A 21,220-nucleotide genomic window follows, 5' to 3' on the forward strand; every position below is an offset into this window, starting at 1 on the left:
CGAGAAAGGGAGGAAGACAATGCCTTTGCACATGACACGCAGAGCCCTGCTGACGACGGCGATGGCCGCCGGCGCGACGGGTGCCTTGGGTCGGTTGGCCCATGCCCAGGTAAAGACGCTGAATGTGGTTTGCCATCGCGTCCACCAAGCCAACCTGACGACCGGCGCCGCCGGCAATGTCATCAAGCCCTGGGAGGACAAGAACAATGCCCAGATATCCTGGACCACGCTCGACAGCAATCCGCTCCAAGACCGGCTATTCCGGGAGGCGAGCCTGAGCGAGACCGATTTCAACATCGGCTATGTCATCGACAACCGCATGACGTCGCAGATCGCCTCGCTATTCGAGCCATTAGACGATCTCCGGAAAGCCGAGCCGATCGAGGATTTCGACGATATCGCCGAGGGCCTGCGCCAGTCCATGACCGTCGGCGGCAAGCTCGTCGGCGTTCCGGTGCGCCATGCTACGCAGGGCCTTTTCTACAACGAGGACCTGCTTCAGGAGGCCGGCATTTCGGCGCCACCGAACACGCTGGAGGAGCTGGTCGAGCAGGCGAAGAAGCTGACCTTCACGTCCAGGTCCGGCACGCCCGTCGTCGGCATGATCCTTGCGAGCGACCTCGCCGTCTTCCCGGTCATGTTCGCCCGCGCCTTCGGCGGCGATTTCATCGACAAGCAGTTCAAGGTGGTCCCCGATCCGGAGGCGATGGAAAAAGGCCTGTCCGTGCTTGCCGACCTCTTCAAGGCCGGCGCGCTCCCCCGCAGCTATGCCACAACGCGCAACGACGACATGGTGACGTGGATGCAGCAGGGGCGCGCTGCCTTCGCGGTGCTGCCCTTCGCCCGCTACGCGCAGCTCAACAACAAGGAACAGTCGACCGCACCGGGAAAGATCAAGGCGATCGAGTTCCCCGGCTCCAAAACCCTCGGCAGCGGTCACGAAATGCATCCGGTCGTCGAATCCTGGGCGATGGCCATTCCCGCCAATTCGACGGACAAGAAGCTCTCCTGGAGCTACATCCGCTTCGTAGCGAGCAAGGCCGCCACACTCGACATGGCGCGCAACGGCAATGGCCCCGTCCGCACCTCGACCTATGCCGAGCCGTCGTTTGCCGGGTCGCTGCCGCAGGCGAAGGTCGAGGCTGCCGCGCTCGCCAAAGCGCGACCGGCCTTCCCGGCTTTTCCCGAAGCCGCTCGCGCTCAGTCGACGTTTCTCGAGGAGGTTCAGCTCGCTGTCCTCGGTCGCAAGAGCCCGAAGGAAGCGGTCGCCGCCATTGTCGATCGCGTCAAGCCGCTGATGCCAGCGTAATCGTACGGGCCACGTCGCCAAGTCGCCTGGTACTTGCCAGGCGACCAACCGGCGAGGATCAGCACGGTCGTAAAGTGGTCGTCGGATGAGGCGATGTTCCATGGACCTGAATTCGATCGCGCGAGCTCAGGACTGCCTGGCAGTGCGCTGGCGTAGATAGCAGGTTCATCGCACCGCCGCCGATATCCCACTACGCGGCATAGGCAATGGCCGCTGACCGTCGGCGACTCCCCATGATCGAGGTAGATACCATGATGCCGCTTGTCGGCACGCATGGCGTACTGACTCTGTAGATGCTTTCGAGCGGCGCCGGGACGCTTATCGCTGCTACTCGATGTAGTGCACGGGCGCCGCCCCTCCGGGGGGACGTAATCAACCCTCGGACTTGCCAGCCTGTTTGCCTGGAAGCTTGCGATGGTAGCACGCGGGCATGCCGATCCCTCGTTGCTGGATAGCTATGACATGGAGCGCAGGCCGGTCATCGAGGCTACGTTGGCGCAAGCGCTCGCCCGCCTACAGAAATGGTTCGACGATCCGTCGAAGCGGTTGCCTCCTCCTGTTGCGATCGTCGAGGATTACGACGTGGTATTTGGCCATCGCTACACTGCAGGCATCGTGGCTCGGGAATCCACACCGGACGATCACCCGTTCCAAGAATCCGCCAAGCTGTCGGGTCGCCCTGGCACGCGTTTACCGCATTTCGCGGTCGGGCGCGCCGGCCAGCGGATTTCGAGTCTCGATTTGTGCGATCGCGATCTTCTTCTCCTCTGCGCCGACGAAGCATGGTGTCAGGCCGCTGACGCCGTAAGCCAACGCCTCCGTATCCCGCTGACCTGCCACGCCTTGGGTGCCAATGGGGATCTGATTGACTTGGACCATCGGTGGCCTTCCGCGCTCGGGGTTGAAAGCGGCGGTGCTGTCTTGGTCAGGCCGGACGGCTTTGTCGCGTGGCGGTCATCGCACGGTGTGCCTGATCGCGTACAGGTGCTGATCGAAACACTTGACGGGTTTGGTTTCCGTACGCAGGCACACGAACACCATCGGTGAGCGGCGGCGAGTGCGGATGCCTCCTGCGTTCTGGCACGCCGATGTCGTCGCCGGGAATGCGGGCGATGCCAAGAGCGCAGGAGGCCAGCGCACGAAGGCCGGCCGCTACGACTTCCTTGCCGATCCCATCGCCTGGAATGGCCTCGATCCTATAGCTTCGCATTGGTCCAGTCCTCCTCTTGTGGCGCTAAACTCGCATGGACCATCGTGCTGGCCTTTGGCAGTGGGGCCGAATGCCCCCATTACCGCAAATGGTCAATCAAACCGTTCAGCAGGAGCAGCAACGCCCCAGCGACGACAGCCGCGGCCGCGTCGTCCAGCATAATGCCGGCCCCACCCCTTACCTTGTCATGCATGATACGGATGGGCCAAGGCTTGACGACGTCGAAAAACCGGAAAGCAAGGAAGCCTGCTGCCCACCAGAGTGGGTCGATCGGAAGCATGGAAAGTGTCGCGGCGGCGCCGAAGGTCTCATCGATGACGACGATCTGCGGATCCTCCGTCCCGGTACCGGAGATAACATGCGATGACGCCCATACGCCAACGGCGAACAGGGCCGCATAGGCAAGCACCGTCAGCCAAGGTGATGCGGGTATCAGAGCCGCGGCAACAGCCACTCCAACCATTGCGCCGACCGTGCCCGGCCATATTGGAGATAATCCCGCGCCAAGAGAGGTCGCGAGCAGGTAGGCAAACTTGGGTGAAAATTTATGCATCGAGTTTCGGCCGGCTTCCGACGGATGGCAAGCAATCATAGTCACATCATTCGGGTGCGGCCGCCAGACCGCCGGTCGATTTGCTCCGTCAGCTTTGGCGAGCGCCTTAATCCGCCGGCCGCATCCGCCAAAAAGAAATCGCTGTTTGCGGCGGGTTGAGAACGTTGCTGAGCCAGTTCTCCGTCTGCGTTGACCAAGTCGAACGGTGGCGACGGTGGAACAAACCCGCAAATTGCTGGTAAAGCTCGGTGAAACGACATCATCAGAGGAGCCGCCATGATCGCCGGTCTCATGAAAAGTCGCATCGACCCGCTATGGGAGCAGGCCGCCTCTCCGCTGATCGGGATCGGCATGACGCCGAACCAGGTTACGGCTAGCGGGCTCGTGCTCGTCGCCTTGTCGTCGGCCGCCTATGTCTATCACCATTCAAGTCTTGCCTTTGGCCTTTGCCTGGCGTTTGCCTTCACCTTCGACGCGCTGGACGGTGCGGTCGCCCGCCGGACAAATATGAGCACCAAGGCCGGTGGCTATTTCGACGCCGTCGTCGACCGTTATCAGGAATTGGCCGTCTTTGCGGCTATCGGCTGGGTCGCCGATCTGTGGGCGATCGCAATGTTCGCATTTGCGGGCGGGATCCTCACCAGTTACGCCAAGGCGCGGACGGCGCTGGAAATCCCTGTGAAAAACGACGGTTGGCCGGATTTCTTCGAGCGGATGGAACGTCTGGTGTTCATTTGCGTGCTGCTCGCCGCCGACGGAGTTGCTACCGCCATGGGCGCGGCTTCGCCCTGGATTCTGGCGGGTGGGTTCTCGCTGTACGCAGTGCTGGCCAACGCCACAGCGCTACAACGGATCAGTCGTGCATTTGCGATGCTTAAACGAGCCGACGGCAAGCAGCCGTGAGACCGCAAGAACGCTTGAATTCAGCCTCATGTGAGGCTATATACTGCTTCATATGAATGGGAAGCAGAGATGTTAGCATTTGGAAATATAGCCGACGTGCTGGGGCTGTCGCCCAAGGAAACGGCTGCACGGTCGCCATTCGGGCTGATGGCTCGAATTGAAGGCGGATTGCCAATCGGCGCGCTGGAACGCGTCTCACAATTGCTGGCACCGGCCGATGCCCAATTCAAATACCGCCTCGTTCCAAAGGCAACCTATGAACGTCGCAAGAGGGGCGCTCTTCGACTGTCTTCGGAGGAGGGCATGCGGGTAGCACGGGTGGCTCGCGCATGGGACTTGGCCCTCGACGTCTGGAAGATCGAAGATCAGGCTCGTGACTTTCTATTTCGACCTCATCCCATGCTGGAAGACCGACGCCCGATCGAAATGGTCATCCAAAACGAGATCGGCGCCGAGCTGGTGATCGATATCCTTGCAGGCCTGAAATACGGCACTGCCGCTTGATGGCGCAAATACTCGATCGGACGCTGCCGTGCTTCAGGATCGGCGATCCTGCCGGCACCTATCCGATCTTTGACGCGACGGGCTCGACGATCGCGCCCGGCCGCTGGAACACGCCTGGCAGCCCAGTGATTTACACCAGCGAGCACTATTCGACAGCGTTGCTGGAAAAGCTGGTGCACGGCAGCGGCAGACTGCCGCCCAACCAGCACTACGTCCAGATCATGGTTCCGCGCGGGCTAAGCTACGAGATATTTTCGCAGCCGTCGCTGCCGGGGTGGGATATGATGACGGCAAAGGTGAGCAAGGAATTCGGCGAGACGTGGTATGTCGAGCGCCGCAGCGCGATCTTGATCGTGCCAAGCGTCGTGGCTCGCCTCGACAACAACGTGTTGATCAATCCGACCCATCCGGAGTTTGCCTTGATCACAGCCAGCCTGCATCAACCCGTATATTGGGACAGTCGCCTGTTCGGCTCCTGAGCAGGTCAGGAGGGGCAGGTTCCTGCCTGCGGCGTCGATTGTTCAAACTCGTCAGCGCCAGCCCAAGCCGGGGGCGACATGGGTCAGGATCGCCTCGATGACATGGGCATTGTAGTCGACGCCGAGCTGGTTGGGGACGGTAAGCAGCAGCGTATCGGCCTCGGCGATGGCTTCGTCGCCCTTTAGCTGCTCGATCAGGACGTCCGGTTCGGCGGCATAGGAGCGGCCGAAGACGGCGCGCCTGTCTGCCTCGATGTAACCGAAATGATCTCCGCTCTGGTTGCCGCCGAAATAGGCCCGGTCGCGATCGTCGACCAGCGCAAAAACGCTCCGGCTCACCGACACCCGCGGCTCGCGCGTGTGTCCGGCCGGCTTCCAGGCCTCACGAAAAGCCCGGATCTGTTCGGCCTGCTGGATGTGAAACGGCTTTCCGCCTTCATCGAATTTGAGCGTGGAGCTCTGCAAGTTCATCCCCAGTTTCGCCGCCCATTCGGCGGTCGCGTTTGTGGCGGCGCCCCACCAGATGCGTTCGCGCAGGCCCTCCGAGTGTGGTTCGACGCGAAGCAGGCCGGGCGGGTTGGGAAACATCGGCCGCGGATTAGGCTGCGCAAAACCTTTGCCCAGCAACACTTCGAGCAGCACTCCGGTGTGTCTGCGTGCCATGTCGGCATCGCTCTCGCCCTCTTGCGGGGCGTAGCCGAAGTAGCGCCATCCCTCGATTACCTGCTCCGGCGAGCCGCGGCTGATGCCCAGCTGCAGACGCCCTCCGGCGATCAGATCGGCGGCGCCGGCGTCCTCGGCCATGTAGAGCGGGTTCTCGTAACGCATGTCGATCACCGCCGTGCCGATCTCGATTCGGCTGGTCTTTGCGCCGACCGCCGCCAGCAGCGGGAAGGGCGAGGCGAGCTGACGGGCGAAATGATGCACGCGGAAATACGCCCCGTCAGCACCCAGTTCCTCGGCCGCGACGGCCAGCTCGACGGACTGCAAAAGCGCGTCGGATGCCGTCCGCGTCTGCGATTGCGGCGAGGGCGTCCAGTGCCCGAACGATAGGAAACCAATCTTCTTCATGAAATAGCCAGCCTAGGAAGGCGCCGCGAATGCGAGCGCTATCGCGATGAGGATCAACAGCGGTCCCATCCATTTGAAGCGAGTCCCAAAGTTGGTCCACCATGCTTGCTGCTGGCCTGGGCGAGCTTGGAACGGGTCCGCGAGAAATCCGAAGCCGACGCCAGCCATCCACAACCCGGCGCAGAACATGATGAACTCGTCGATATATTCCGCGACCATGCTTCGAAGCTTTCGAATTTATGCCGCCGCAACATGCGCCGAATTCGAGCCGATATAGTTACGGATCGTTTCGATGATCCGGTCCTGGTCAGCCTCGCTCAGATAGGGATGCATCGGCAGGCACAGGATGCGCTTCGGCAGCTCTTCCGAAACGGCAAGGCCGGTCGGCGCGCGCGGATAATCGCGATAGGCAATCTGGCTGTGCAGCGGTTTCACATAGTAGATGACCGACGGGATGCCCTTTTCACCGAGATGTGCCTTGAGCCCGTCGCGTTTCGGCGTTTCGATGGCGTATTGCGCCCAGGCCGAGCGGCCGCCGCCCAGATTGCGCGCCGCCTTGACGATATCGCCGAGACCTTCGGCATAGCGATTGGCGACCGCTTGCCGCGCCACCATCTCGTCCTCGAGGATGGCCAGCTTCTCTATCAGGATCGCCGCCTGAAGCGTGTCGAGCCGTGAATTGATGCCGACGCGGACATTGTCGTATTGCGTTTCGCCCTTGCCGTGAAAGGCGAACGAGCGCAGCTGTTCGGCCAGCGCATCGTCATTGGTGAACATCGCACCGCCGTCGCCATAGCAGCCAAGCGGCTTTGCCGGATAGAAGCTGGTCGAGCCGACGGTGCCGAACGAGCCGCACATCTTGCCGTGAGCCGAGCCGCCGGTCGCCTGCGCCGCATCCTCGATGACCATCAGGCCTTCGCGATCGGCGATTGCCATGATCGCCTCGTAATCGGCGGCGAGGCCGAACAGGTCGACGGGAATGATTGCCTTCGGCCTCAGCCGGCCCTCCGCCTTGATCATGGCGATTGCCGCCTCGAGGCTGGCGACGTCGATATTGTAGCTGTCGGCATCGACATCGACGAACACCGGTTCGGCCTTGGTCAGCGCCACCACTTCGGCCGTGGCGGCGAAGGTGAAGCTCGGCACGAACACCGCGTCGCCCGGGCCGATGCCGGCGGCAAACAGCGGCAGCAGCAGCGCATCGGTGCCGTTGGCGCAAGCGACCACATGCTTGGTGCCGATATAGGCGGCGAGCTTGTTTTCGAATTCGGTGACCTGAGGTCCGAGAATATAGCGGCCTTCGTCGACGACGCGGTCGATTGCCGCCTTCAGCCTGTCGCGGATGCGTTCGCGCTGCGCGCCAAGATCGATGAACTGCATGTCGGCCTCAAACGGTTTTAGCCAGATAACCGGCCGCTGGTAGCAGACTTGGCACGGCCGAGAAAGCCGCAGGGCAAAACCCTGAATTGCTCAAGTGTCGCAGCCTGTTACCTCTGGTTTCCGATCTGCCCTCTTAAACGCGGGGAAATCCGGGCTTCGGCATGCTTGATGTGGCCTTTGTATCCCGCCCCACTGGCTGGGCGAAACATAAAGTGATCGCCGGCAAGCGGTCCGCGAGCCTGTTGCCAGCCGGTCAGGCGATTTCATGCCGCCATGGCGGATTGGCGCCGGCTCGCGATACCGTCACCGCCGCGGCCTTGGCGCCGAGCGTCAGCGCCTTGTGGATGGCTTCTTCCGGCAAACTGGCGATTGCCGTCTTCGACAGCAGACCCTGTTCGTGCAAGGAGGCAAGAATGCCGGCATTGAATGTGTCGCCGGCGCCGACCGTATCGACCACCTCGACCTTGTCCGGCACGACGGTGACCCGGTGCTGGCTGCTGTAACCGACCGCGCCCTCGCTACCATGGGTGACGACGATCAGCTTCGGACCGCGCTCCAGCCAGTTGCGGACGACGTCCTCATGCGAGCCGGCTTCGCCGAACCAGTTCAGATCCTCGTTCGACAGTTTCACGATGTCGGCCATCGCCATCATGCCGCGGATGCGCCTGAGGTGCTTGGCTTTGTCGGGAATGAAGTTTGGCCGGATGTTGGGGTCGAGCATCATCACGCGGCGCTCATGCTCGCGCCGCATGAACTCCTCATAGGCCGATCCGGCCGGCTCCGAGATCAGGCTGATGGCGCCGAACAGCATGGCCTCGATCTCGCTGCCGAGTTCCGGCAGGTCCTCGATGGTCAGCATGCGTCCGGCGGTGTTCTCGTCATAGAATGTATAGGTCGCCTGGCCGTTGGTGAGCCGCACGAAGGCGAGCGTGGTCGGCCGCGGCGAGGTGTGCGCATAGGTGGAACTGACCTTGCTGGCCCCCAGCGCCTCCCTGAACTGCCCGCCGAACAGATCCGACGACAGGCCGGAGAAGAAGCCGGCCGGCGCTCCGAGCCGGCCGAGCGCAATGGCCGAGTTGAAGACGGCACCGCCGACATAGGGCGCAAAGGCCGGCTCGCCCTCCGTCGTGGTCCGCGGCAGCATGTCGATCAGGGCTTCGCCACAGCAGAGGATCATGAAGTCTTGCTTTCCGGCGGATAGATCACGCCCTTGCGAATGATGATGTTGGCATAAAGGCGCGGCTCGCTCGTCGCGACGATCGCGTGCGCGGCCTTGACCCGTGCATAGAAGTCGGCACCGGCAAGCGCAACCACCTTGCGGCCCGGCGCACGCCTGGCGCAGATCGCTTCCATCTCATGGTGAACCGGATCGGCGAGCAGGGGATCGCCTTTGGCCGAGGCGCGAAACAGCGCGTGCGGCACGGCATCGTCGACCGGCAATACGCTCAATACCGCATCGAGCACGGGGACGAGATGATGACCGTCGGCGCGGATCAGCCGCTGTGCCTGCTGCTCGGCCGGGTAGTTGCCGTCGACCAAGGCGATCTCGTCGCCATGGCCCATGGCGCGCAATATCGCCAGAAGCTCGGGGCCGAGCAGCGCCGGGATGCCGATCAGCATGCTCAGAAGCTCCGGGAAATCGTGGTCGAGCCGATGAGGAAGCGCTCCGACAGCGGCAGGCTGGCGCCACCCAGCGCCCGCGCATGGATGCCGACGGTTCCCTCGCGAACGGCCGGCAGCCTCAGGCCTTCGCCGTCGATCCGGCCGATGGCTTGGATAACGGCATCGACAAGCCGCCTGCGCACGGCAAGCGGCATCCATCCGTCGATTACCGCGGCTTCGAAGTCAATGACGGAGGAGGCCGAAACGATGGCATAGGCAAGCGCCTGCGAGGCGCTGGCGATCCAGTCGTCAAGCTCGGCGCCGATCTCGCCCCAGTCCCCCGGTGATGTCCACAGATGCGAGGCCTCGATGCCGCGCGCGTTGAGCGCCTTTTCCAGCATGGCGATCGACGCCACGTCGATCAACTGCGTCGGCTTGCCGTCCGGCCCGGGCACCGGCATTGAGCCCAGCGCGCCGGCATTGCCGGTCGGGCCGCCAAACAGCCGGCCGTTCAGCACGATGCCGCCGCCGGCAAAGGCGCCGATATAGAAGTAGACGAAATCGCGTGCCGCACCCGCCGCGTGGCCGAACACGAGCTCGGCGCCGCAGGCCGAGGTGGCGTCGTTCTGCAGATAGACTGGAAATTCGCATTGCGCCTGGATGTCGGCGCGGATGTCGCGATGGCGCCATTCGTCCATGATTTCACGCGGCGCGCCGGCGGTATCGGCCCAGTTCCACAATTCGAACGGCATGGCGATGCCAAGCCCGGCGATGCGTTTGTCCTGCGCAGGGGTGAGTTCGCTGCGCATCTTCTTCATGCCGCTCGTGACGAATTCTACCGTCTCGCGCGGCGCCGGATAGCGGTATGAATGCTGCAGCATCGAGCGCACATTGCCGAGGAAATCGATCAGCACCAGCTCGGCGCTGCGGCGGCCGATCTTCAGGCCGATGAAATAGGCGCCGTCGGGATTGAGCGCCATGGGTATCGAGGGCTGGCCGATCTTGCCGCGCAACGGCGCCTGGCGGACGAGCAGGTCGTCCTCCTCCAGCTCGCGCATGATGACGGACACTGTCTGCGCCGAAAGGCCCGTCATGCGCGCAATATCGGATTTGGCCAGGCTGCCATGCTGACGCACCAGCGACAGCACCAGCCGCTCATTGTGGTCCCGCATGCCGCTTTGATTGGTGCCGCGGTGCAGACGGCTTTCGGCCGCATCGGGCGAACCGTGCCTCGTAACGCCGGTCTCCACCCCTGTTCCTCCCGTCGTTTTCCCCTCAATGCTTTTGGTCTAGAGTGGGTGAACAATCCTGCGATGTCAATAATAAATAAGAGTGATTTAATTATTGACAGTGCTGGCGGACTGGTGTCTCTTGAGATCGGCGTCGACACTGGGAGATTTCGTCGGACGCGCTGCAGATGCCGGTTGGCCGGCATCCTAAAATGGTTCCATGGGAGGAAAATCGTGACCACGTCAAAACTGTTGAAATCCACCGTGTTTGCCGCGGCCGGACTGAGCTTGATGGCGTTTGCATCGACGGCATCGGCCGCCGGGGTCGGCGCCTGCTTGATCACCAAGACCGACACCAATCCCTTCTTCGTCAAGATGAAGGAAGGTGCCGCCGCGAAAGCCAAGGAAATTGGTGTCGATCTGAAGGCCTACGCCGGCAAGGCGGAAGGCGACAATGAGGGCCAGGTTGCGGCGATCGAATCCTGCATCGCCGACGGCGCCAAGGGTATTTTGATCACCGCCACCGACACTGCGGCCATCGTGCCGGCGGTGAAGAAGGCGCGTGATGCAGGGGTGCTGGTGATCGCTCTGGACACCCAGCTCGAGCCTGCCGACGCCGCCGATGCGACGTTTGCGACCGACAATTTCAAGGCCGGCGAGCTTATCGGCTCCTGGGCAAAGGCCACCTTGGGCGACAAGGCCAAGGACGCGCACATCGCCTACATGGATCTTATCGCCAGCCAGCCCTCCGTCGACGTGCAGCGTGATCAAGGCTTCATGAAGGGCTTCGGCATCGACCTCGGCGACCCCAACAAGATCGGCGACGAAACCGACGCACGCAATGTCTGTCACGATCTGTCGAGCGGCAATGAGGATGGCGGGCACACTGCCATGGAGAACTGCCTGCAGAAGGATCCGGATATCAACGTCGTCTACACCATCAATGAACCCGCGGCCGCGGGCGCCTACCAGGCGCTGAAGGCCGTCGGCAAGGAGAAGGACGTCCTGATTGTCTCGGTCGATGGCGGCTGCCCGGGTGTCAAGAACGTTGCCGAGGGCGTGATCGGTGCCACTTCACAGCAATATCCACTGCTCATGGCCTCGCTCGGCATCGAGGCGATCAAGACCTTTGCCGACAGCGGCAAGAAGCCTGAGCCGTCGCCCGGTCTGAACTTCTACAACACCGGCGTGACGCTGATCACCGACAAGCCTGCCGCCGGCATCGAATCCATCGACACGAAGCAAGGCCTCAGCAAGTGCTGGGGTTGATTTGATCCCCTGATCGGCTCAACTTCAAAAGAACAATAGAGAATGTGGAGCGGTTTCGGCCGCTCCACATCACAGGCGGGAGGTCGACTTGAGCGTCGAAACAACCAGGAGCAAGGGACCGCAGGAATTCGAGACGGTCCTGGCCACTAGCGACACCAGCGTCGCTTCATTCGAGACGCATTCCCGCTCGACGCTGGAGAGCATCCAGCACCGCTTGCACAAAAGCCCTGCCATGGTGCCGCTGATCATCCTGATCATCTCGGTGGCTCTGTTCGCAGTCGTCGTCGGCGGACGCTTCTTTTCTCCTTTCACCCTCACCCTGATCCTCCAGCAGGTGGCGATAACCGGCATGGTCGGCATCGCGCAGACACTGGTGGTGCTCACCGCCGGCATCGACCTGTCCGTCGGCGCCATCATGGTGCTGAGTTCGGTCGTCATGGGCCAGTTTGCCATGCATTACGGTGTTCCAGCGCCGGTGGCCGTTGCCGTCGGGCTGCTTGTCGGCGCGATTTGCGGCTTGATCAACGGCATTCTCATCGCCTGGGTGAAACTGCCGCCCTTCATCGTGACGCTCGGCACCTGGTCGATCTACGCTGCCATCAACTTCATCTATTCCGGTAACGAGACCATCCGCAGCCAGGATCTCGAGACGACGGCGCCGCTGCTGCAGTTTTTCGGCGGATCGTTCAGGATCGGCGGCGCCGTCTTCACCTATGGCGTGCTGTTGGTGCTGATCATGGCGGCAATTGCCTGGTACGTGCTCAATCACACCGCGTGGGGCCGGCATGTCTATGCGGTCGGCGACGACCCGGAGGCCGCGGAGCTGTCGGGTGTGCGCGTCAGCCGGATGCTGGTCGCGGTCTACACGCTGACTGGTATCATTTGCGCCATCGCCGGCTGGGCCCTGATCGGTCGCATCGGATCGGTCTCGCCGCAGGCCGGGCAGTTCGAGAACATCAATTCGATTACCGCCGTGGTGATCGGCGGCACTTCGCTGTTCGGCGGCCGCGGCTCCATCCTCGGGACCATCTTCGGTGCGCTGATCGTCGGCGTGTTCGCGCTCGGCCTCAGGCTTTGGGGGACAGATCCGCAATGGACGCAATTGTCCGTCGGCGCCCTTATCATCATCGCTGTTGGTATCGACCAGTGGATCAGGAAGATCTCGGCATGAACCAGACTCACGAACCGATCCTTACCGCGCGCAGCCTGGTCAAGCGCTACGGCCGCGTCACCGCTCTCGACAGCGCAGACTTCGACCTCTATCCGGGCGAAATCCTTGCTGTCATTGGCGACAACGGCGCCGGCAAGTCGTCGCTTATCAAAGCCATTTCCGGAGCGGTCACCCCGGACGAAGGTGAGATACGGCTTGAAGGCAAGCCTATTGCCTTCAAATCACCGATGGAGGCGCGCGAGGCCGGCATCGAGACCGTCTATCAGAACCTGGCTCTGTCGCCGGCGCTGTCTATCGCCGACAACATGTTCCTCGGCCGCGAGATCCGCAAGTCCGGGTTCCTCGGCGAATGGCTGCGCATGCTCGACCGTCCGGCGATGGAAAAGCGTGCCCGCGACAAGCTCACCGAACTTGGCCTGATGACGATCCAGAACATCAGCCAGGCGGTGGAAACGCTCTCCGGCGGCCAGCGCCAAGGCGTGGCGGTGGCGCGTGCCGCCGCCTTCGGCTCGAAGATGGTCATCATGGATGAGCCGACGGCCGCGCTCGGCGTCAAGGAGAGCCGCCGCGTGCTCGAACTCATACTCGACGTCAAACGCCGAGGCCTGCCTATCGTGCTGATTTCACACAATATGCCGCATGTCTTCGAGGTGGCCGACCGCATCCACATTCATCGGCTGGGCCGTCGCCTGTGCGTCATCGATCCGAAGCAGTATACGATGTCCGACGCCGTCGCCTTCATGACTGGCGCCAAGGTGCCGCCGGAAGCGGCGCTGGCGGCTTGAGCAAGAACTTGAGGCCCATCGCCGAGGGACCCGAACGCGCTGTTTCCAAATGCCAAATTGCCGCAGGGCAACCCGGCTTGCGATCACCCGAATCGATTGAACATCCGGTGGGATGCACTAGCATTGGCAGAGATGGTGAAAGCCGCATGATCCTGGCAACGTCACGAGAGGCAGCATGACGCGCGCGATGACAACCGAAGCTCCTCTGCCCACGCTCAAAAACCCGGATCCCAAGACGCTCGCCGAGGAAGTCTTGCAAGCCCTCAAATACAGGGTCGGCAAGGGCACCAACGTTGCAACCCAGTACGATTGGCTCACCGCCTCGATCAAGGTTGTACGCGACCGCATAGTCGATCACTGGATGCAGGCGACCCAAGAGGCCTACGCCCAGCAGGAAAAGCGCGTCTACTACTTGTCCCTGGAATTCCTCATCGGCCGCCTGATGCGCGATGCCTTCTCCAATCTCGGCCTGATGGACAATATGCGCGAGGCGCTGTCGTCGCTTGGCGTCGACCTCGACATCATTGCAGCGCTCGAACCGGACGCTGCCCTTGGCAATGGCGGTCTTGGCCGGCTCGCCGCCTGCTTCATGGAAAGCATGGCGACCGTCAATATCCCCGCGCATGGCTACGGCATCCGCTACGCCAACGGCATGTTTCGGCAGGAGATCCATGACGGCTGGCAGGTGGAACTGCCCGAGACATGGCTCGATCACGGCAATCCCTGGGAGTTCGAGCGCCGCGAACGCTCCTTCGAGGTCGGCTTCGGCGGCTCGGTAGAATCGGTCACGTCGAAGGACGGCCGGCTCGAGCGCTACGTCTGGAAGCCGACCGAACATGTTCTGGCAGTCGCCTATGATACGCCGGTTGTCGGCTGGCGGGCCAACCGCGTCAACACGCTGCGTCTGTGGTCCGGCATGCCGGTCGACCCGATCCTGCTCGACAAGTTCAACGCCGGCGATCACATCGGCGCGCTCGCCGAAAGCAACAAGGCCGATGCGTTGTCGCGCGTCCTTTACCCGGCCGATTCCCACAAGGCCGGCCAGGAGCTGCGGCTCAGGCAGGAGTATTTCTTCTCCACCGCCTCGCTGCAGGACATCGTCCAGCGTCATCTCAGCCAGTATGGCGACCTGCAATCGCTGCCCGACAAGGCGGCGATCCATCTCAACGACACCCATCCGGCCATCGCCGTAGCCGAGCTGATGCGCCTGTTGATGGATGTCCACGGCATGGATTTCGACCAGGCCTGGAGCATCACCAAGCGCACCTTCGGCTACACCAACCACACGCTGCTTCCCGAAGCGCTGGAAAGCTGGCCCGTGCCGCTGTTCGAGCGGCTGTTGCCGCGCCACATGCAGATCGTCTACGCCATCAACGCCGAGGTGCTGCTCGAAGCGCGCGCCTCCGACCAGTTCTCGGACGAGCAGATCAGCCGCATCTCGCTGATCCAGGAAAATGGCGATCGCCGCGTGCGTATGGGCAATCTGGCCTTTGTCGGCTCGCACTCGATCAACGGCGTGTCGGCACTGCATACGGAATTGATGAAGGAGACGGTGTTTGCCGACCTCCACAGGCTCTACCCGGATCGCATCAACAACAAGACCAACGGGATCACGCCGCGGCGCTGGCTGATACAGTGCAATCCCGGCCTCACTGCACTCACCCGAGAGGCGATTGGCGACGGCTTCCTCGACGACATCGACGAGATAAAGCGGCTTGATCCTTTTGCCGAGGACGCCGCCTTCCGCGACAAGTTCGCCGCCGTCAAACGGGCGAACAAGACGAGGCTTGCCAATCTCGTTGCCGACCGGCTCGGCATCAAGGTCGACCCGTCGGCGCTGTTCGACATCCAGGTCAAGCGCATCCACGAATACAAGCGCCAGCTCTTGAACATTCTCGAAGCGGTCGCGCTTTACGACCAGATCCGCTCGCATCCGGAGCGCGATTGGATGCCCCGCGTCAAATTCTTCGGCGGCAAGGCGGCGCCCAGCTATCACAACGCCAAGCTGATCATCAAACTTGCCAACGACGTCGCCCGGGTCATCAACCGCGACCCGGCGGTGCGCGGTTTGCTGAAAGTGGTGTTCGTGCCGAACTACAATGTCAGCCTTGCCGAGATCATGATGCCGGCAGCCGATCTTTCGGAGCAGATATCGACCGCCGGCATGGAAGCGTCCGGCACCGGCAACATGAAGTTCGCGCTGAACGGCGCGCTGACCATCGGCACGCTCGACGGCGCCAATGTCGAGATCAAGGAATGCGTGGGCGACGACAATATCTTCATCTTCGGCCTGACCACCGATGAGGTCGCCGAGCGACGCAACAATGGTTACGATCCGCGCGCTGTGATCGAGGGATCGCCTGAATTGGCGCAGGCGCTGGCCGCGGTTTCGTCCGGAGTCTTTTCACCTGACGATCCGGACCGTTATCGCGACCTGATCAACGGCCTTTACCAGAGCGACTGGTTCATGATCGCCGCGGATTTCGATGCCTACGCCGCCACCCAGCGCGACGTCGATGCCGTCTGGCGCAACAGCCCGGACTGGTACGCCAGAGCCATCCGCAATGTCGCGCGCGTCGGCTGGTTCTCGTCCGACCGCACGATCCGCCAATATGCGAAAGACATCTGGCACGTGCCCGCCTGATATGATTGCATGAGGCCACGAACAATGTGGCCCTAGTGGAGTGGATTTGACCTCGCATCCCTTGGAGGGTAAGGCGGCATGCGAATGTCGAATTCAAAACTTCACTAGAAACATACACTTGGTGCCCGGGGAGGGTCACTGCCTGATGAGCAAGCCGCGCGCGACCGTTGCGACAAGCGGGCCAGACGGACTGGCGCCAGCCGGCGATGTCGCGGCGATTGTCGCCGGCACGCACGGCGATCCGTTTGCCGTGCTTGGTGTGCATGAGGCGGGAAAGGGCTTTGTCGCCCGCTGCTTCGTCCCTCATGCCGAGTTCGTCACCGCCTATACGCTGACCGGCAAGAAGGCCGGCGAGCTGTCGAGACGCGACGACCGCGGTTTCTTCGAAGGCAAACTGTCGCTGCGCAAACGCCAGCCGCTGCGCTATCACGCAAGGAATTCCGGCGGTGACTGGTGGCTGACCGATCCATATTCCTTCGGTCCCGTGCTCGGCCCGATGGACGATTATTACATCGCCGAAGGGTCGCATCTCAGGCTGTTCGACAAGCTCGGCGCCCATCTCATCGACCATGAAGGTGCATCGGGTGTGCATTTTGCGGTGTGGGCGCCCAATGCAAGGCGCGTCTCGGTGGTCGGCGACTTCAACGAGTGGGACGGCCGCAGGCATACCATGCGCGTCCGCCGCGACACCGGCATCTGGGAGCTGTTCATTCCCGACATCGGCGCTGGCCGCCCATATAAATATGAAATCATCGGGCCGGATGGCGTGAGATTGCCGCTCAAAGCCGATCCGTTCGCCTTCAAGTCCGAACTGCGCCCGGCCACCGCCTCGGTGACGGCACTGCCGCCGGCGCATGAATGGGGTGACGAGGCGCACCGGAACTACTGGCGCAATGCCGACCACAGGCGCGAAGCCGTATCGATCTACGAGGTCCATGCCGGGTCATGGCGGCTTCACGACGACGGCAGCTTCCTGTCGTGGGATGAGCTCGCCGACAGGCTGATCCCTTACGTGGTCGAGACCGGTTTTACCCACATCGAATTCATGCCGATCTCCGAACACCCTTATGACCCGTCCTGGGGCTACCAGACGACGGGTCTCTATGCGCCGACTGCCCGCTTTGGCGATCCGGACGGTTTTGCCCGCTTCGTCGACGGCGCCCACCGTGCAGGCATCGGCGTCATCCTCGACTGGGTGCCGGCGCATTTCCCGGTTGACGAACACGGTCTGGCAAAGTTCGACGGTACCGCGCTCTACGAACATGCCGATCCGCGCAAGGGCTTCCATCCCGACTGGAACACCGCGATCTATAATTTTGGGCGCCGCGAAGTGATTTCGTTCCTGGTCAACAATGCGCTGTTCTGGGCCGAGAAATATCACGTCGACGGACTGCGCGTCGATGCGGTCGCCTCGATGCTTTATCTCGATTATTCGCGCAAGGCCGGTGAATGGATTCCCAACGAGAAGGGCGGGCGGGAGAACCTCGAAGCGGTCAGCTTCCTGCAGCGTATGAACAAGGAGGTCTACGGCCACCATCCAGGTGTGATGACCATCGCCGAGGAATCGACCTCGTGGCCGAAAGTCTCGCAGCCGGTGCATGAAGGCGGACTGGGCTTCGGTTTTAAATGGAACATGGGCTTCATGCATGACACTTTGGAGTATTTCTCCAAGGAGCCGATCTTCCGCAAGCATCACCACAACGACATCACCTTCGGTCTGGTCTACGCCTTCAGCGAGAATTTCGTGCTGCCGCTGTCCCATGACGAAGTGGTGCACGGCAAGGGCACGCTGCTCAATAAGATGGCCGGCGACGACTGGCAGAAATTCGCGACGCTGCGCGCCTATTACGCGTTCATGTGGGGTTATCCCGGCAAGAAGCTGTTGTTCATGGGCCAGGAGTTCGCACAGCGCCGCGAGTGGAGCGAGGGGCGCGCGCTCGACTGGAACCTGCTCGATTTCCGGCTCCACCGCGGCGTCTGGCAGACGGTGCGCGATCTCAACTATCTCTACCGCTCGCGCCCCGCGCTGCATGCCCGCGACTGCGAGCCGGAGGGCTTTTCCTGGCTGATCGTCGACGACAGCGCGAACTCAGTATTTGCCTGGCTGCGCAGCGCGCCGGGCGGCAACCCGGTCGCGGTCATTTCCAACTTCACGCCGGTGCCGCGCGACAATTACCGCGTGCCGTTGCCGCACGCCGGAAAATGGCGCGAGATCATCAACACCGATGCCACGGATTATGGCGGTTCCGGCAAGGGCAATAGCGGCGGCGTCGAGGCTCAGGCGGAAGGAGGAGGCATTTCGGCGACGATGCTTTTGCCGCCGCTGTCGACGATCATGCTCGAATTCGTCCCGGACTGAGCTATGTCTGGAGCATCTAACCTGGGAGGATAGGAATGGCTGAAATAAAACGAACACAGCCGCTGGCACGCGACGCCATGGCTTATGTGCTGGCCGGCGGCCGTGGCAGCCGGCTCAAGGAACTGACCGACCGCCGGGCCAAGCCGGCGGTCTATTTCGGCGGCAAGACCCGCATCATCGATTTCGCGCTCTCCAATGCGCTCAATTCCGGTATCCGCCGCCTCGGCGTGGCCACCCAGTACAAGGCGCATTCGCTGATCCGCCATCTGCAGCGCGGCTGGAACTTCCTGCGGCCCGAGCGCAACGAGAGTTTCGACATTCTGCCGGCCAGCCAGCGTGTGTCGGAAACGCAATGGTATGAGGGCACCGCCGACGCCGTGTACCAGAACATCGACATCATCGAGGCCTATGGGCCGGAATACATGGTCATCCTGGCCGGCGACCACGTCTACAAGATGGACTACGAAATGATGCTGCGCCAGCATGTCGAGGCCGGCGCCGATGTCACCGTCGGCTGCCTCGAAGTGCCGCGCATGGAAGCCACCGGCTTCGGCGTCATGCATGTCGATCCCAAGGACACCATCATCTCCTTCATCGAAAAGCCGGCCGATCCGCCGGGCATTCCCGACAAGCTGGATTTTGCGCTGGCCTCGATGGGCATCTATGTGTTCAAGACCAAGTTCCTGATGGAGCAATTGCGTCGCGATGCGGCGGAGCCCGGCTCGAGCCGCGACTTCGGCAAGGACATCATCCCCTACATCGTCGAGCACGGAAAGGCGATCGCCCATCGCTTCGCCAAATCCTGCGTGCGCTCGACCGCCGAGAACGAGGCCTATTGGCGCGACGTCGGTACGGTCGATGCTTATTGGGAAGCCAATATCGACCTGACCGACATCACGCCGGAACTCGACCTCTACGATCGCGACTGGCCGATCTGGACTTACGCCGAGTTGAAGCCGCCGGCAAAGTTCGTGCATGACGAGGATGGCCGCCGTGGGTCGGCTGTGTCGTCTCTCGTGTCGGGCGATTGCATCGTTTCGGGCGCTTCGCTGAAGCGAAGCCTGATCTTCACCGGCGCGCGCATCAATTCCTATTCGACGCTGGAGGAGGTCGTCATGCTGCCCGACGTCCATGTCGGCCGCAACGCCAGGCTGAAGCGCGTAGTCATCGATCACGGCGTCAGGATTCCGGAGGGGCTGGTGGTCGGCGAGGATCCCGTCCTCGACGCCAAGCGTTTCCGCGTTTCGGAAAAAGGCATCTGCCTGGTCACGCAGGACATGATCAACAGGCTGGGATCGTAGTGCATGCAGGTTCTGTCGGTGGCGCCCGAGATCTTTCCGCTGGTCAAGACCGGAGGGCTCGCCGACGTAACCGGCGCCTTGCCCATGGCATTGGCCGGCAAGGGCGTCACCATGCGCACGCTCGTCCCCGGCTACCCGCAGGTGATGGGCGCCTTCAAGAAAAAGAAGGCGGTTCAGCAATATCCGCTGCTGCAGGGCGGCAAGGCGTCGGTGCACGCCGTCCAGATCGCCGGCCTCGACCTGTTCGTGCTCGACGCGCCGCATCTTTTCGACCGTCCCGGCGGCCCATACGGCAACGCGACAGGCGCCGACTGGCCGGACAATTGGCGGCGGTTCGCGGCCCTGAGCCAGGTAGGCGGTGATATTGCCGGCGGTGCGATCTCGGGCTACCTGCCGGATATCGTCCATGCCCATGACTGGCAGTCGGCAATGACGCTTGCCTACATGCGCTACGGCAAGGCGGTCGGCACGCCGTCGATGATCACCGTGCACAACCTCGCCTTCCAGGGTCAGTTCGGCGCCGGCATCTTTGGCGAGCTTGGCCTGCCGGCGGCGGCTATGGCGCTCGACGGCGTCGAATATTACGGCGGCGTCGGCTTCCTCAAGGCCGGCCTGCAGGCCGCCTGGGCGATCACCACGGTCAGCCCGACCTATGCGCAGGAAATCCGCTTGCCCGAATTCGGCATGGGCCTCGACGGCCTGATCAACATGCGCTCCGTCGATCTCCATGGCATCGTCAACGGCATCGATACTGAGATATGGAACCCGGAAACCGACAAGCATCTACCCTCCAACTACACCGCAAAGACGCTGAAGGCGCGAATGCCCAACAAGGCCGCGGTCGAGGACCGTTTCAGCCTCGATCGCGATGACAGCCCGATCGTCTGCGTCGTCAGCCGGCTGACCTGGCAAAAGGGCATGGACATACTGGCTGCGGCCGTCGACGGCATCGTCGCGGCAGGTGCACGGCTGGCAATCCTTGGGTCTGGCGACGCTGGGCTGGAAGGCGCGTTGCTTGCCGCCGCAGCCCGCCATCGCGGCCGCATCGGCGTCGTCGTCGGCTATGACGAGGGACTCTCCCACACCATGCAGGGCGGCAGCGACGCCATCATTATCCCATCGCGCTTCGAACCTTGCGGGCTGACACAGCTTTACGGCCTGCGCTATGGCTGCGTGCCGGTGGTCGCGCGCACCGGCGGCCTTGCCGACACGATCATCGATGCCAACGAAGCCGCCATCTCTGCCGGCGTGGCGACCGGTTTCCAGTTTGCGCCCGCCAATGCCGGCGCCTTGCTGCACGCCGTCCGCCGCCTTGTCGAGGCGCATGCCAATCCCGCAGTGTGGACGTCGATGCAGCGGCAAGGCATGAAGGCCGACGTTTCGTGGGACAAAAGCGCCGAAAAATATGTCCAACACTATCGCTTGCTGCTTTCGAAAAGGGCTGCCTGACT

19 protein-coding genes are annotated in these 21,220 nt (G+C 62.4%); 12 read left to right on the forward strand and 7 right to left on the reverse strand.

The features are described 5' to 3' along the window. Nucleotides 1–19 precede the first annotated feature (19 nt). Together NKJ20_RS15925 and NKJ20_RS15930 are read left to right on the forward strand one after the other, a co-directional pair. Complete coding sequence (locus tag NKJ20_RS15925) at nt 20–1,309, forward strand: ABC transporter substrate-binding protein (RefSeq protein ID WP_352745201.1); 1,290 nt, start codon at nt 20–22, stop codon at nt 1,307–1,309. Nucleotides 1,310–1,702: 393 nt separating this feature from the next. After that, nucleotides 1,703–2,356: an aromatic-ring hydroxylase C-terminal domain-containing protein gene (locus tag NKJ20_RS15930; protein WP_352745251.1), complete on the forward strand. Its 654-nt coding sequence runs from the start codon at nt 1,703–1,705 to the stop codon at nt 2,354–2,356. Nucleotides 2,357–2,598: 242 nt separating this feature from the next. Here NKJ20_RS15930 and NKJ20_RS15935 read toward each other — a convergent pair whose 3' ends face one another. Then, nucleotides 2,599–3,111 (reverse strand): phosphatidylglycerophosphatase A family protein, encoded by a 513-nt coding sequence (locus tag NKJ20_RS15935; RefSeq protein WP_352745202.1) that lies wholly within the window; start codon nt 3,109–3,111, stop codon nt 2,599–2,601. 312 nt (nt 3,112–3,423) lie between these two features. On the opposite strand from NKJ20_RS15935, the gene NKJ20_RS15940 reads away from it, so the two are divergent. The 3 genes from NKJ20_RS15940 (at nt 3,424) to NKJ20_RS15950 (ending at nt 4,958) form a co-directional block, all read left to right on the forward strand. Continuing rightward, entirely contained in the window at nt 3,424–3,975 is a 552-nt protein-coding gene (locus NKJ20_RS15940) for a CDP-alcohol phosphatidyltransferase family protein (RefSeq protein WP_352745204.1), read from the forward strand. A gap of 69 nt (nt 3,976–4,044) precedes the next feature. After that, nucleotides 4,045–4,479, forward strand: coding sequence for an antitoxin Xre-like helix-turn-helix domain-containing protein (locus NKJ20_RS15945; RefSeq protein ID WP_352449224.1), 435 nt, complete (start codon nt 4,045–4,047; stop codon nt 4,477–4,479). Continuing rightward, nucleotides 4,476–4,958: an RES family NAD+ phosphorylase gene (locus tag NKJ20_RS15950; RefSeq protein ID WP_352745207.1), complete on the forward strand. Its 483-nt coding sequence runs from the start codon at nt 4,476–4,478 to the stop codon at nt 4,956–4,958. The genes NKJ20_RS15945 and NKJ20_RS15950 overlap by 4 nt, the downstream gene beginning before the upstream one ends. A gap of 51 nt (nt 4,959–5,009) precedes the next feature. Here NKJ20_RS15950 and NKJ20_RS15955 read toward each other — a convergent pair whose 3' ends face one another. The 6 genes from NKJ20_RS15955 to NKJ20_RS15980 all read right to left on the reverse strand — a co-directional run bounded on the left by NKJ20_RS15955 (nt 5,010) and on the right by NKJ20_RS15980 (nt 10,261). Continuing rightward, nucleotides 5,010–6,029 carry an LLM class flavin-dependent oxidoreductase gene (locus NKJ20_RS15955; RefSeq protein ID WP_352745209.1) on the reverse strand — a complete coding sequence of 340 codons (1,020 nt, stop codon included), beginning with the start codon at nt 6,027–6,029 and terminating at the stop codon, nt 5,010–5,012. 12 nt (nt 6,030–6,041) lie between these two features. Next, nucleotides 6,042–6,248: a hypothetical protein gene (locus tag NKJ20_RS15960; protein WP_352490787.1), complete on the reverse strand. Its 207-nt coding sequence runs from the start codon at nt 6,246–6,248 to the stop codon at nt 6,042–6,044. 18 nt (nt 6,249–6,266) lie between these two features. Further along, nucleotides 6,267–7,409 (reverse strand): DegT/DnrJ/EryC1/StrS family aminotransferase, encoded by a 1,143-nt coding sequence (locus tag NKJ20_RS15965; RefSeq protein WP_352745212.1) that lies wholly within the window; start codon nt 7,407–7,409, stop codon nt 6,267–6,269. Between the two features lie 253 nt (nt 7,410–7,662). Then, nucleotides 7,663–8,586, reverse strand: a complete 924-nt coding sequence (locus NKJ20_RS15970) for a carbohydrate kinase family protein (RefSeq protein ID WP_352745213.1) — start codon at nt 8,584–8,586, stop codon at nt 7,663–7,665. Next, nucleotides 8,583–9,029, reverse strand: coding sequence for an RbsD/FucU family protein (locus tag NKJ20_RS15975; protein WP_352618617.1), 447 nt, complete (start codon nt 9,027–9,029; stop codon nt 8,583–8,585). Before NKJ20_RS15975 ends, NKJ20_RS15970 begins: the two co-directional genes overlap by 4 nt. Before the next feature lie 2 nt (nt 9,030–9,031). After that, a complete protein-coding gene (locus NKJ20_RS15980; protein WP_352743124.1) occupies nt 9,032–10,261 on the reverse strand; it encodes an ROK family transcriptional regulator in 1,230 nt (409 codons plus the stop codon). A 231-nt stretch (nt 10,262–10,492) separates the two neighbouring features. Here NKJ20_RS15980 and NKJ20_RS15985 point away from each other — a divergent pair, with 231 nt between their 5' ends. The 7 genes from NKJ20_RS15985 to glgA all read left to right on the forward strand — a co-directional run bounded on the left by NKJ20_RS15985 (nt 10,493) and on the right by glgA (nt 21,218). After that, nucleotides 10,493–11,509, forward strand: a complete 1,017-nt coding sequence (locus tag NKJ20_RS15985) for a sugar ABC transporter substrate-binding protein (RefSeq protein ID WP_352449223.1) — start codon at nt 10,493–10,495, stop codon at nt 11,507–11,509. Nucleotides 11,510–11,597: 88 nt separating this feature from the next. Further along, nucleotides 11,598–12,680 carry an ABC transporter permease gene (locus tag NKJ20_RS15990; RefSeq protein ID WP_023679302.1) on the forward strand — a complete coding sequence of 361 codons (1,083 nt, stop codon included), beginning with the start codon at nt 11,598–11,600 and terminating at the stop codon, nt 12,678–12,680. Beyond that, nucleotides 12,677–13,465: an ATP-binding cassette domain-containing protein gene (locus NKJ20_RS15995; protein WP_352745216.1), complete on the forward strand. Its 789-nt coding sequence runs from the start codon at nt 12,677–12,679 to the stop codon at nt 13,463–13,465. The genes NKJ20_RS15990 and NKJ20_RS15995 overlap by 4 nt, the downstream gene beginning before the upstream one ends. A gap of 175 nt (nt 13,466–13,640) precedes the next feature. Beyond that, the gene (locus tag NKJ20_RS16000; protein ID WP_352745219.1) at nt 13,641–16,109 is read left to right on the forward strand and encodes a glycogen/starch/alpha-glucan phosphorylase; all 2,469 of its coding nucleotides are present in this window, start codon (nt 13,641–13,643) and stop codon (nt 16,107–16,109) included. A 145-nt stretch (nt 16,110–16,254) separates the two neighbouring features. Then, nucleotides 16,255–18,468, forward strand: a complete 2,214-nt coding sequence (glgB, locus tag NKJ20_RS16005) for a 1,4-alpha-glucan branching protein GlgB (protein ID WP_352569906.1) — start codon at nt 16,255–16,257, stop codon at nt 18,466–18,468. A gap of 35 nt (nt 18,469–18,503) precedes the next feature. Further along, the gene (glgC, locus tag NKJ20_RS16010) at nt 18,504–19,769 is read left to right on the forward strand and encodes a glucose-1-phosphate adenylyltransferase (protein WP_352745220.1); all 1,266 of its coding nucleotides are present in this window, start codon (nt 18,504–18,506) and stop codon (nt 19,767–19,769) included. A gap of 3 nt (nt 19,770–19,772) precedes the next feature. Beyond that, nucleotides 19,773–21,218, forward strand: a complete 1,446-nt coding sequence (glgA, locus tag NKJ20_RS16015) for a glycogen synthase GlgA (RefSeq protein ID WP_352449097.1) — start codon at nt 19,773–19,775, stop codon at nt 21,216–21,218. Nucleotides 21,219–21,220: the final 2 nt, after the last annotated feature.

The organism is Mesorhizobium sp. M0185, assembly GCF_040322175.1.
Lineage (GTDB): Bacteria > Pseudomonadota > Alphaproteobacteria > Rhizobiales > Rhizobiaceae > Mesorhizobium.